This is a genomic window from Deltaproteobacteria bacterium HGW-Deltaproteobacteria-2 (assembly GCA_002840505.1).
Classification (GTDB): Bacteria; Desulfobacterota; Syntrophia; order Syntrophales; family Smithellaceae; genus Smithella.
The window spans coordinates 23185-36100 of record PHBC01000009.1; the positions used below are offsets into that span (position 1 = coordinate 23185).

Consider the following 12916-nt stretch of genomic DNA (forward strand, 5'->3'; position numbering starts at 1 on the left):
TAAAGTAAATAGGACTTTTTCACAAGAGGTGTTCGATTGATCATTATTCCAGCTATAGATATTAAAGATGGAAAATGCGTAAGGCTAGCCCAGGGTGATTTTGACCGTTTAACAATATATGGGAATAATCCTGTGGATACGGCAATAACATGGATGGAACAAGGTGCCGAATTAATCCATATTGTTGATCTGGACGGTTCCGTTGCCGGTTTGCCTCGCAATGCAAACATTGTTCTGGAGATCGCAAAAAAAGTTGATATTCCAATTCAGGTTGGCGGCGGCATTAGGGACATGGAGACCATTGAGTTTTATTTAAGCAATGGTGTCGGGAGCGTTATCCTGGGCACAGCGGCGTTGCAAGATGAAAAAATCATCCAGGATGCCTGTGAAACGTTTCCGGAAAAAATAATTTTAGGTATTGATGCTTTGAAGGGGAAAGTAGCCATCCGGGGCTGGACACAAAAAACTGAACAAAACGCGGTTGATCTTGCAAGGCGTTACGAAAACCATAATGTAAAGGCCATTGTTTATACTGATATTTTGCGTGATGGTATGGGTACGGGACTCAACCTTGAAGCAACAATAGCATTAGCTAAGGCTGTAAGCATTCCGGTGATTGCTTCCGGTGGTGTTGCTACTGTAGATGATATCAAAAAACTTCTGGCAATAGACGATTGCGAAATTTATGGAGTGATTATTGGCCGTGCTCTTTATACAGGTGCAATTTCTCTGGAGGAAGCGATTAAAGAAAGTAAAAAGGTTTCTTAGATGAAAGAGTCAGGAGGCGGTAATTATGTCAGATTGTATCTTTTGTAGAATAATTAAAGGGGATATCCCTTGTAGTAAAGTTTATGAAGATGTTAACATTTTAGCATTTGATGATATACATCCGATGGCTCCGGTACATGTTGTCATCATTCCGAAAAATCATATTTCCACTTTGATGGATGTCGACACAGAAAAAAATGACATTGTGAATAAGCTGACTGCTGCGGCGCAAAAGGTGGCGAAAATAAAAAAAATTGACGCCAGTGGTTTTCGTACGGCGATCAATTGCAATGCTGAAGGTGGCCAGGTGGTGTTTCATTTGCACATGCATCTTCTGGGTGGCAGGAAATTGCAGGATCCTTTGGGGTAAACAAAAAAGGTGAATATTATGGATATTAATACCAAGGTAAATGCTGAAATGGTTACAGCTGCTAAAGCCAAGGATAAGATTCGGCTTTCGGCTATTCGCATGTTAAAAACAGCTTTGCATAACAAGGAAATTGAATTAATGCGGCCGTTAAACGAGAACGAAACACTGCAGATTCTTTCCGCGATAGTCAAGCAACGGAAAGATTCTATAGAACAGTTTGCCCAAGGTGGAAGAACTGACTTGGTGGAAAAAGAAGAGGCGGAACTGAAAGTTGTGCAGGAATTCATGCCTGAGCAAATGTCGGATGATGATGTTGATAATGTAATCAGGAAAACTATTGCGGAAGTAGGAGCTGTTTCGGTCAAAGATATGGGAAAAGTAATGAAACTATTAATGACGCAACTGACCGGTAAGGCTGATGGTAAAATGGTTGGCGAAAAAGTTAAAGCACTATTATCCCAATAAAACGTTGGAGTGTAGACAGGTTTAAATTTCAAACAGGTAAAATACTCAATGCGTTTTGATGATAATAAGATTGAAGAAATCAAAAGCAGAGTAGATATTGTAGAACTGGCTTCCGAATATCTTACTTTGAAAAAAGCAGGACGGAATTTTACAGGGCTATGTCCGTTTCATCAGGAAAAAACTCCATCATTTACAGTAAATCGCGATAAGCAGATATTTTACTGTTTTGGCTGCGGTGAGGGCGGCAATGTCGTTACGTTTTTGATGAAAATTGCCGATAAAACTTTTCCGGAAGCAATTAAAATTTTGGCGGAAAAAACGGGAGTTGTTTTGCCGCCGATGCTCTCCGGCAAAGGAGCTCAGCAGAAGGATTCACTGAAGGAAAGCATAATTAATTTGAATTTAAGAGCGGCACAGCATTTCAGTCGCAATCTTTCTTCCGGGGCAGGTAAAGTTGCCCGTGAATATTTGCAAAACAGAAGTATTTCCGAGGAAACCATCAAGCAATTCCGGTTGGGATATGTTCCCGATACATGGCGTTCTTTGACAGATTACATTGAAAGCAGCGGTTTATCCCTGAAGTTGGCCGAACAGGCGGGTTTGGTAATCACCGGGAAAGAGGGGAGTTATTATGACCGGTTTCGTAGCCGTCTTATTTTTCCCATTGAGAATGTTTTTGGTGAAATAGTGGCTTTTGGCGGCCGAATTATGGAGAAGGGCGAGCCGAAATATCTCAATTCACCGGAATCGCCGGTTTATATTAAGGGAAAGAATTTATACGGTCTGAACAAAGCAAAAGAAGCAATTCGCAAAAAAGGTTTTGCTCTTATTGTTGAGGGATATTTTGATTTGATTTCTTTGTGGAATGCAGGTATCTGCAATGTTGTTGCTACATTAGGTACCGCGCTAACCCGGGAGCATCTTGAACTCCTGCGCCGTTATACGGTTGAAGTTGTTGCACTTTTTGATCCGGATGAAGCGGGCATAAAAGCGCTTGACCGTAGTCTGGAATTATTCTTAGGCATGAGAATGCGGGCCAGGGCGTTAATTTTACCGGAAAAATACGATCCCGATGATTATATAAAAAAATATGGTAAAGATAAGCTCGATGAACTGATTGCCAATGCTCCGGCGATAAGTGATTACTATATTGATAATGTTTTGGGCGGCGGTAAAACTTTTGAAGATAAAAGGGATATGATAAAAACCGCCATGGAATTTATCAATAAGATTGACGATGAAATAGAAAAAAATCTTTTTATTAAGCGCATTGCAGAAAAATTGGGTATCAATCAGGAACTGTTAAAAAAAGAACTTTATAAAAAAGGAGTACAGATAAAACAAAAAACAACCGGCGAAAAACAAAATATTAAGGTTCACATTGATCCGGTAGAAGTTCATTTAATCCTTCTATTGCTGGAGTATCCACAGAAAACAGGTCAGGTGGAAAGTGAAAAGGTGTTGGATTATTTTCTGCACACGGAATTGAAGACTCTGGGAGAAAAAATTATTGAAGCATATAAACTTTTGGGTTTCGTAGATATCAACGTTATCTTATCAAACGATGGTGATCGGTCTTTGCGTGAAAAAATATATCAATTGAGTATTAATGAATCACCGATGGATGATAAAACGATGGGAAAAGATTTTACTGATACTGTAAGAAAAATAAAAGGGAAATGGTATAAGGAGCAACAACGTCAAATTCAGCTCAAGTTGAAGCAAGCGGAAGAAAGCGGCAATGAAGAAATGATTAATAATCTGACTTGCCAGAAACAGAATTTGATGAGAGAAGAAAGAAGTTTAATTAACAAATAATAAAACTTAGGAGATGCCCAATGGCAAAAGAAGTACAGTCTGATGAAGTTAATAAATTAATTTTACTGGGCGAAGAAAAAGGTTTTCTAACTTACGACGATGTCAACGATACATTGCTGCCAGATGTTACATCTTCGGAACAAATTGATGATATTATTATGCTTTTTGGAGAAAAGAATATTGATATCATTGATACCGAGCAGGGCGAAAAGTTGACTGTGAAAAAACCGGTTAAAGATATAAGCATTGGCACCACTAATTTTAAGGAAATGCTGGCTCTGGTTTCCACCGCAGACAAAACCGGCGATCCGGTAAAAATGTATCTGCGCGAGATGGGATCGGTTTCTCTGTTGAGTCGCGAAGGGGAAGTGGAAATAGCCAAAAAAATTGAAGAAGGCGCGCGCGAAACAATGTCGGCAATTTTTCGTCTGTCCGTTTCGATTAATGAAGTGTTCAATATCGGCGATAAACTGATAAGCGGTGAAATTAAGAGCAAACACGTTGTCGACAATATTGAAGATGAAGAAGGCTTCATGGAAGAGGATGAACATAAGGAAAGAATTCTGAAACTGATAGGCAGAATTAGGAAATTTAATGATGAAAATAATATTTTGCGCGCGAAGCTCAAGTCCAGTACTTTAAGTATTAAGAAGCGAGAATTATTAAAAGCCGACTTGGAGAAAAACACAAAAAACATTATCACCCTTTGCCGGAAGGTTCGTTTCAGTAAAAAACAAATTCATCGATTTATTGAACGCCTGCGGAATTCGGCGGATGAAATTGAAGTAGCGGAAAAAGTTACTGCACCTTACAAAAAAGAAACAAAAACAACCGCAGCTAAGTCGAAAAAAGATAAAAGAGGCGTTGCCAAAAAAGAAGTTATTCAGGTGAAACCGTCTAAAAAAAATGATGCGGTAGTCAGGGAAGCGCATAAAAAGATAAGGCAAATTGAGAAGGAAGTAGGCATATCAGCAACAGCTCTTAAAACGATTATTAAGACGATAGAAGAGGGTGAAAGAAAAGCGGAAATAGCTCAACGAACGCTTGTAGAAGCAAATTTACGGTTGGTTGTGAGTATTGCTAAAAAATACACTAATCGTGGATTGCAGTTTCTAGATTTGATTCAGGAAGGCAATATCGGTTTGATGAAGGCCGTAGATAAATTTGAGTATCAGCGTGGTTATAAATTTTCTACTTATGCTACATGGTGGATCAGACAGGCGATCACACGGGCTATTGCTGATCAAGCGCGTACTATAAGAATTCCTGTTCACATGATTGAGACAATCAACAAGCTTATTCGCACTTCCCGTTATCTGGTGCAGGAGTTAGGCCGAGAGCCTACTCCTGAAGAAATAGCCAATAAAATGGAATATCCGCTGGAAAAAGTCAGGAAAGTATTAAAAATTGCAAAAGAACCGATTTCTTTGGAAACTCCTATAGGCGAAGAAGAAGACAGCCATTTAGGCGATTTTATCGAAGATAAGAAAATCATATCTCCTTCGGAAGCAACAATTAATATAGATTTGGCGGAACAAACGCGAAAAATATTAAAAACACTGACTTCGCGTGAAGAGAAAGTTTTACGAATGCGTTTTGGTATTAGCGACCGTTTAAATTCTTTGATGGGAGAAGAAAGAACGTCAACGGATTTAACAGAGACATTTACGGAAGTTACCGAAGTTATTGAAGCCCCTGTATTAAAAAAAGTGAAGGATAAATCGAAGAAACGTTCAGCAAAATAGTAAAATAGTATTGACAATCTTTCTATTTGAATATATCAAGTTTCATTTGACATATAACAAAGAAAATGGGGGGCCTATAGCTCAACTGGTAGAGCCACCGGCTCATAACCGGTAGGTCCCTGGTTCGACTCCAGGTGGGCCCACCAGATAAAACGAGAAGGAAAGCAATGACGACCATAGGGAAAATCATTTTTCGTAAAGGCAAAGGAGGTTTAACAACATTTGTAACTGCCGTGATGGGACGAACAGTGTCATCATTACACGGTACAGATGATAAAACTATAAAGATTTATCCTTAAAAAATGCACCCCTGGAAGGTGCATTTTTTTTATCCAAAATTACAATAGAAGAAGGAGAAAGTTATTGAAAGAGAATTTATTATTATTAATAAAACTTCAGGAATGTGATTCGCAGTTAGTCAATTTATCCGCCAAGAAAAAAAAACTACCGGAAGATACAGATAAGCTGGATAAAGAATTCAACTCTTTTAAAGAAGGAATCGAGAAAAACAAAACAAAGTATGATGAACTGAAATCCCGCCATACGGAAAGTGAAAACAAGATTAAAAGACTCAATGAGGGCATTGTAAAAACAAAAGAAAGGTTGCTGGAGGTTAAGAACAATAAAGAATACCAGGCTATGCTCAAGGAAATAGACATTGCGGAATCATCGCGCGGTAACATTGAAACGGAAATAATCTCGATATTGGAAGAGTTGGATAAACTTTCTATTTTAGTAAAAAAAGATGAGGAAATTTTAAAACAGAGCAAAAACAAATACGAACAGGAAAAGAGAATAATCGAGAACGATCTGAATACAATAGATGCCGATATTTTGGATTGGGAAAAGAAGCGTATTGATTTGAGAAAGAATGTTGCTGAAGATCTCCTGGCTAAATATGAAAAAATAAAAAAAAGAAATCAGGGCATCGGTGTAATTTCCGTTTGGAAATCGGTTTGCAACGGATGCCATATGAATATTCCGCCGCAGCTTTACAATGAATTGCAAAGATCGGAAGAGTTGCTTAGTTGTCCCAATTGTGACCGGATAATGTATTTTCAGGATATGGAGAAACCGGCTTAAGTCCTATGATGGAGAAAAATTATAAATTATTCAGTGATGGCGCTTGCCGTGGCAATCCTGGTGTTGGTGGCGCTGGTGCTGTCATAACGGATGATCGGGAAAATGTTGTTTGGGAAGGCAAGGAATATTTGGGACATTGTACCAATAACATCGCTGAATACAGAGCGCTAATTATGGGACTAAATGGCGCTCTTGATAATGGTTATAAGAATCTGGAAGTCTATCTCGATTCAGAACTTCTGACTAAGCAAATCAACGGTTCCTACCGTGTTAAAAATGAAAACCTGAAGATTCTAATGAAAGATATCCGAGGCTTAATGGCTTCTTTTGATTCAGTTGCGGTTAGACACGTTCCCCGGCTTCACAACAGTCATGCCGATAGGTTGGCCAATCTGGCGATTGATGAAAATTAATCCAATTGGATGTTGTCCCTAATTTCAATACAGGATTTCAAAAATTCTTGCCAGATTTATAGCCGTGCCGAATTTTTCTTCTTTGTGCGCCAGATCTGCGAAAAAGATTTCCTGTGTGTTCAAATCAAGCTCTTTCAGGAAAAGCTTTTCGCGTGCGGTGGCCACGGATTTATCAGCTATGTAAACCATTATTTCTGATTCGAGATAAGCGCTCCGGAGCGAGAGATTATAAGAACCAACGGCCACGCATTTTCCATCGATAATGAATTGTTTAACGTGATAATATGGTTTCTGTTTAAGGTTTGGGTCGCAACCATATTCGTATATGCGTACCCCTGCGACCAGCAGGTCGCGGTAATAGTTCAGTGAAATGTAGTGACAAAGCGACATGGCTAATTCCTGACCGGTTTCATAAGAGTTGGTCAGGATACGCACATCAATCCCCTTGCGTGCGGCGTCTATCAGTGCGTTCTGCAATTTTAGCGGTAAGGCTAAATATTGTGATGTAAGATAGATCTTGGATTGGGCCATAAGGCAAGCGTGGACCAGTTCGTCCAAGTTGGTGTATGAGCCGTCCCATGGTCGGGAGTGTACCAGTCGGGCTGGTATTCCTTGGGGCAGAGGCTCTATAGAAGGGGCATGATTGTTCAGTGTTCCTCCACCGAATGTCAGCCAGTTTTGCCGAAAGGCCTTGTCCAGTTCAGTCACAATAGGTCCACTCAAGAGGATATCGAGATCCTTATACCAGAAAAAATAACTCTCTGTTAAGTTGCGGCCACCCATAATCGCCTTTTGACCATCGACAATGAGCATTTTTTCATGAATGGCATAGTCGATCATGATCTGACCCTTACCGCGTTCTTCCTCCCAGCGCCGGAAAGGGTTGTCCTGAGGCAGGGATTTATAGAGCAGATAATTGTCCTGCATTTTTTTATACCAAGGCGAGGATATGGTACTAACACTGTGGGGCAGACTGAGATCACCGCCAAGGATTACTTCTATGCCATGCCGTTTTAAATTGAGATAAGCCAGCGATGATGTGCCCAACTGTGTATAGCGGTTAATAATTAGCTTAACATCAATACCTTTTGCCGCCTTGTTTTTGAGCATCTCGATCAGACGTGCGGTTTGTCCAGTGTCTTCCAGGTAGTAAGTTTGCAGGTATATGGTATGTTGAGCGCCGGCGAGCAAATTCAACCATTGCTCAAAGGCATATTTGCCATTGTCCAGAAATTCCACACCATTGCCTTCAATAAAACGCGTTTTCACCTCAGTATCCGACAGTATTTGTTGTGTTTGTGACAGGACAGGAGATTCTCCAGAGATTGGAGGGAGTGCAATGTGGATGTCTGCTATGGTGTATATTGGGGCAACTTTGGCGAAGGTGACTTGTATCGGGATTTTGTAATGGCCGGGTTTAATCTCGGGAGATAGTGTTAAATAAATGCAGTAGCGTTTTTGACCTTGTGTCGTGATATAGGGAAAAATCTGGATATTTTGACCAATACCGGTTGTGTCAACCGAAAACACGGGATTTTCTGCCTTTTCCGGTGTAATGGAAAGGTCAATACAGACCTTCTTGTGAATTCCAACATAGATGGTTTGAGGATAGACAGTATACTCAGCAGTACCTGTAAAGTGCTCGGTCTTGTTGCGTATTGCAGAATTGCAGCCGCAGAAGATAGTTTGCACAATAATAAGTATAATTGCTATTATAACTCTCTGGTTGTGCATTATTTTTTTGCTGCGACATTGCTTCTGCATGAGTTAACTATGAACATTCGTTTGCTGAGGAAAAATAAAGAAGGTAATATTTTAGTATTAAATCTTATTTTTTCATGTTTTGTTTAGTTATAGCCAGATTATCGCGGTGGATTACTTCGTCATAATCTTTATGACCCAGAACCTGGTTGATCTGAGATGTTTTCAGTCCCTTGATTCTGTTTATTTCAGTGGAGCTGAAATTAACTAATCCTTTGGCTAGAATTGAGCCTTTGCGGTCAATACAGACCACCGGATCACCCAGATTAAAATCTCCTTCCACGTCGACGATGCCCGAAGGAAGCAGGCTTTTTCCTTTCTCCAATAATGCTTTTTTTGCTCCATCGTCAATTATAAGTTTGCCTCGGGGACGCAGGGTGAAAGCGATCCAGTATTTCTTACTGTTCAGGCGATGTGACATAGGCAAAAACAGCGTGCCTATTTCTTTGCCCTCCATGATATCAATTAAAACTTTTTTCTTTTTCCCCGGAGCTATAATGCAGGGAATGCCGATAGCGGTAACTTTCTTGGCAGCCTGAAATTTGCTTTTCATTCCTCCTGTGCCCGCGGATGACGTTTCATCCGTAGCGGCGGCTTCAATTTCTTCAGAACATTCACTGACAACTCGTATAAGTTTAGCTTTTTTAGATACCATCGGATTGCAATCATAAAGGCCGTCAATGCTTGTCAGGTTAATAAAAAGATCGGCTTCAATTATGTTGGCGATCATTGCGGCAAGATTGTCGTTATCTCCGAATTTTATTTCATCAACAGCGACGGTATCGTTTTCATTGATAATAGGAATGGCTCCCCATTCCATCAGCGTCGAAAGAGTGTTGCGGATATTCAAATATCTCTGGCGATCGGTAACATCGGAAAACGTCAAAAGTATTTGAGCGACATAAAGTCCGTTTTTTTCGAAAGATTTGGAATAGACGCGCATTAATCTTCCCTGACCGATAGCGGCTGCGGCTTGTTTTTCGGGAATGCTTTTAAGGTTTTCAGTAATATTCATGCGATGTTTGCCTGAAACAATCGCACCGGAAGTTACCAATACTACAGAATATCCTTTTTGTACCAAACTGGACATATCCGACACCAGCGAATCAATGATTTTTAGATCCAGGCCGTCACTACCGGTCAGGACTGCAGAACCGACCTTGATAAGAATTATTTTGGCATTGACTAGGACATCCCGGCGAATATTTTTCATGACTTTATTTGCGTCCGGCTTAATTTAATATTTTAATTATCTTGTTTAGAATTTCTTTCATTCCTTCTCCGGTAACAGCGGAAAAAGGATGCAATATTATGCCCTTTTTTTTGAATAGAGCAACTTCTTTTTTGGCGTTTTCTTTCACATAGGGCAGGTCTATTTTATTAAGAGCCACAATTTGCTGTTTTTCCAACAATTCGGGATTATAATGCTCTAACTCCTTATTGATAGCGGTAAAATTAGACCAGGCGTTGGTATTGGGCTCCGTGGAAATATCAATAATGTGCAGCAGCAGGGATGTTCTTTCTATATGTTTTAAAAATTTGATGCCCATGCCCAGGCCATCATGCGCGCCGGAGATGAGGCCCGGTATATCGGCAATGACAAAACTTTTACTGTCTGAATATTTTACAACTCCCAGATGCGGTGTAATAGTGGTGAAAGGGTAATCAGCTATTTTGGGTTTTGCTGCCGACACGCGAGAAATAAAAGTTGACTTCCCGGCGTTGGGAAAACCGATAATGCCTACATCAGCCAGCAATTTCAATTCCAGTTTGAGAGTAAATTCCTCACCCTCCATTCCATCTTGAGCGAAGCGGGGTGTCTGATGTGTGGATGTTGTAAAATGAGCGTTTCCTTTACCGCCAATGCCGCCGTGAGCGACGATAAAAGTTTGTTCCGGTTGAGATAAGTCGGCGAACACTTCCCCTGTTTCAAAATTTTTTACGATTGTTCCCACCGGCACGGCAACGACAAGATCTTCAGCGCTTTTGCCGGTGCGATGATTGCCTGAGCCGTGACCGCCATTTTTAGCAAATTGATGCTGTTGATATTTTAAATCCAGCAGGGTGTGATGGCTTTCCGTCGCGCGGAAAATAACATCGCCGCCTTTGCCACCGTCACCGCCGTCGGGGCCGCCTTTCGGCACGAATTTTTCACGCCGGAAACTCACACAACCTTTTCCGCCGTGACCGGCCTTGACATAAATTTTTGCTTCATCAACAAATTTCATAAATAGTGCCCGGATAGATTTTTTTAGTTAAAATAAATATCTTTATATTTCGACATCACCATCCCGCGTCGCTTCGCTCCTGGGATAGTTCGACCAACGCTTTGAGTTTCACTTCGTTCGCTCTCAGCGGGTCTCACTAAAATAAAAAGGCGCTTGGTGTAAGCGCCTTTTTTATTAAAATATCCAGCTATCATTTTTATGATGCGTAAACGCTCACTTTTTTTCTCGTTTTATCAAGCCTTTCATATTTTACCACGCCGTCAATCAGCGAGAAAATAGTAAAATCCTTACCCAATCCCACGTTATTGCCCGGGTGAATTTTTGTTCCTACCTGTCGCACAATGATAGAGCCCGCGTTGATTTTCTGGCCGGCAAACACTTTTATGCCCCGTCTTTGAGAATTACTGTCTCTACCATTGCGGGAGCTTCCTTGACCTTTTTTATGTGCCATGACTTCCTCCGCTTATATTGAAATCTTTGTTATTTTCATATTGGTTAAATTCTGGCGATGTCCGGTTTTCTTATGAAAACCTTTGCGTCGTATCATATGGTAAACTATAAGTTTCGGACCTTTCTTTTGAGAGATAATTTTGCCGACCACTTTGGCGCCATCTACAAAAGGTTTGCCGATTTTTACTTCTTTATCGTCGGAGACCATCAGGACTTCGTTAAAAACAACTTCATCTCCCTTTTCACCCATAAGTTTTTCCACGGATAAAACATCACCTTCTGTTACCTTGTGCTGTTTCCCACCTGTTTTTATTACTGCATACATAAGCATACCCTTCTTACTTAAAATTGAAATTGAACCTGTAGCTTATAGATAAAATGGATCTTTTTGTCAATAGAATTTAAGTTTTGATGGGAAATATTTTATTTTGGGTTCGATTTATAGCTAAGTAGCTGAATTGATACCACAAAATAAAGGTTGATAAACTTTAATATTTAATTAAAGTTACTAAGTTAGAATTAAAAAGAGGACAATGTATGATTTCACGACTTTCAGTTTTCCGGCTCCTTCAGAATGATATTACGCTGAGAGGATGATATGGCTGTAATTTCTCTGCAAAAATGTGCTCGGTACGATAACAAAATCCTTAAAGAAAAAATTCTGGCGGGATTGAGACAGATAGGCTTTGATCCGGCAGAGTTAAAAAATAAACGAGTGTGTCTGAAGCCCAATCTGCTCATGCCGGTTAATCCTGAACGCGCCGTGACTACGCATCCGGAGCTTTTTAGAGCCGTTGCTCAAATCGTACGTGATTACACGAACGATATCGTTTTAATCGAATCGCCTAATCTTTTCGCCTTGAAACCGACCATTAAAAAAACCGGCCTTGCCGAAATTGTAAACGATCTGGAAATTAAAATTGCCGACATAAATGTTACTCAGACACTGCGATTTCCTTTGGCACATAGCTATAAAAATATCGATATTTCCAAAGCGTTCTTTGATGTTGACTATATAATCAACATGCCAAAGCTCAAAACGCATGGTTTTACGCATTATACAGGAGCGGTTAAGAATTTATTCGGAGTGATGCCCGGATTAAGTAAAGCGAGGATGCACATGAGGGCGCCGTCTCAAATGGAATTTGCCGAGTTTTTGCTTGATTTGTACGGTGGATTGCTGAACGGCTTTGAAAAGCCGAAAAAATTTATTCATGTCATGGATGCTGTTGTAGGTATGGAAGGTGAGGGGCCTGGCCCTTCAGGAAAGCCGAAAAATATAGGAGCCGTTATAGTAGGGGGCGATGCCGTGGCCTTGGATTATGTTGCAGTCAACCTGGTGGGCCTCAAAATGAAAAAAGTCTTTACTCTTACGGAGGGATTCCGGCGCGGATATGGAGTTAAATCGCCTGATGACATACAGATGAGGGGCGAATCTCTGGAAGAAATGCGAATAAATGATTTTTTGCCGCCGAAGAGCGTTGTGAGAGGAGGCGTAATATGGCCTTTAACATCCCCGACGATCAAAAATCTTTTTGTAGAAAAACCTGTGCCGAGAGTTGATGCCTGTACGCTTTGCTACAACTGTATGACGGTGTGTCCGGCTGACGCTATTGCTAAAGCTGATGACGCCAAAGTACCCCGGTATAATTACCGAAAATGTATCCGTTGTTTTTGCTGCATGGAAACTTGTCCGGAGGCTGCCATTAACTTGAAAAAGGGTGTTTTACAGTGGTTGATGCGAACATGAACCGACAGAAACGGGGGGATCGTCATTATAAAACAAATTCATGCTTTAAAGATTTTGGAGGTTTG

The 12916-nt window shown here is 40.5% G+C and carries 13 protein-coding genes and 1 tRNA gene; 9 read left to right on the forward strand and 5 right to left on the reverse strand.

Annotation, left to right across the window (positions count from 1 at the left end):
- Window positions 1-36: 36 nt before the first annotated feature.
- From hisA to CVU62_14390, 8 genes are all read left to right on the forward strand, one after another.
- Window positions 37-768: a 1-(5-phosphoribosyl)-5-[(5-phosphoribosylamino)methylideneamino]imidazole-4-carboxamide isomerase gene (gene hisA / locus CVU62_14355; GenBank protein ID PKN36503.1), complete on the forward strand. Its 732-nt coding sequence runs from the start codon at window positions 37-39 to the stop codon at window positions 766-768.
- A gap of 25 nt (window positions 769-793) precedes the next feature.
- Window positions 794-1138: a histidine triad nucleotide-binding protein gene (locus CVU62_14360; GenBank protein ID PKN36504.1), complete on the forward strand. Its 345-nt coding sequence runs from the start codon at window positions 794-796 to the stop codon at window positions 1136-1138.
- Window positions 1139-1156: 18 nt separating this feature from the next.
- A complete protein-coding gene (locus CVU62_14365) occupies window positions 1157-1603 on the forward strand; it encodes a glutamyl-tRNA amidotransferase (protein PKN36505.1) in 447 nt (148 codons plus the stop codon).
- A 48-nt stretch (window positions 1604-1651) separates the two neighbouring features.
- Entirely contained in the window at window positions 1652-3421 is a 1770-nt protein-coding gene (locus tag CVU62_14370) for a DNA primase (protein PKN36506.1), read from the forward strand.
- 20 nt (window positions 3422-3441) lie between these two features.
- On the forward strand, window positions 3442-5166 hold the full coding sequence (locus CVU62_14375; GenBank protein PKN36507.1) for an RNA polymerase sigma factor RpoD: 1725 nt from the start codon (window positions 3442-3444) through the stop codon (window positions 5164-5166).
- Window positions 5167-5236: 70 nt separating this feature from the next.
- A tRNA-Met gene (locus CVU62_14380) sits at window positions 5237-5312 on the forward strand.
- A 217-nt stretch (window positions 5313-5529) separates the two neighbouring features.
- Window positions 5530-6249 (forward strand): hypothetical protein, encoded by a 720-nt coding sequence (locus CVU62_14385; protein ID PKN36508.1) that lies wholly within the window; start codon window positions 5530-5532, stop codon window positions 6247-6249.
- Window positions 6250-6254: 5 nt separating this feature from the next.
- Entirely contained in the window at window positions 6255-6662 is a 408-nt protein-coding gene (locus CVU62_14390) for a ribonuclease H (GenBank protein PKN36509.1), read from the forward strand.
- Window positions 6663-6686: 24 nt separating this feature from the next.
- Here CVU62_14390 and CVU62_14395 read toward each other — a convergent pair whose 3' ends face one another.
- From CVU62_14395 to rplU, 5 genes are all read right to left on the reverse strand, one after another.
- On the reverse strand, window positions 6687-8426 hold the full coding sequence (locus CVU62_14395) for a hypothetical protein (protein ID PKN36510.1): 1740 nt from the start codon (window positions 8424-8426) through the stop codon (window positions 6687-6689).
- A 64-nt stretch (window positions 8427-8490) separates the two neighbouring features.
- Window positions 8491-9636: a glutamate 5-kinase gene (gene proB, locus CVU62_14400; GenBank protein PKN36511.1), complete on the reverse strand. Its 1146-nt coding sequence runs from the start codon at window positions 9634-9636 to the stop codon at window positions 8491-8493.
- Between the two features lie 19 nt (window positions 9637-9655).
- Complete coding sequence (locus CVU62_14405; protein PKN36512.1) at window positions 9656-10651, reverse strand: GTPase ObgE; 996 nt, start codon at window positions 10649-10651, stop codon at window positions 9656-9658.
- A 196-nt stretch (window positions 10652-10847) separates the two neighbouring features.
- Complete coding sequence (locus CVU62_14410; protein PKN36513.1) at window positions 10848-11102, reverse strand: 50S ribosomal protein L27; 255 nt, start codon at window positions 11100-11102, stop codon at window positions 10848-10850.
- 12 nt (window positions 11103-11114) lie between these two features.
- On the reverse strand, window positions 11115-11426 hold the full coding sequence (gene rplU / locus CVU62_14415) for a 50S ribosomal protein L21 (protein PKN36514.1): 312 nt from the start codon (window positions 11424-11426) through the stop codon (window positions 11115-11117).
- Between the two features lie 273 nt (window positions 11427-11699).
- Here rplU and CVU62_14420 point away from each other — a divergent pair, with 273 nt between their 5' ends.
- On the forward strand, window positions 11700-12851 hold the full coding sequence (locus CVU62_14420) for a hypothetical protein (GenBank protein PKN36515.1): 1152 nt from the start codon (window positions 11700-11702) through the stop codon (window positions 12849-12851).
- The last annotated feature ends 65 nt before the right edge of the window (window positions 12852-12916 follow it).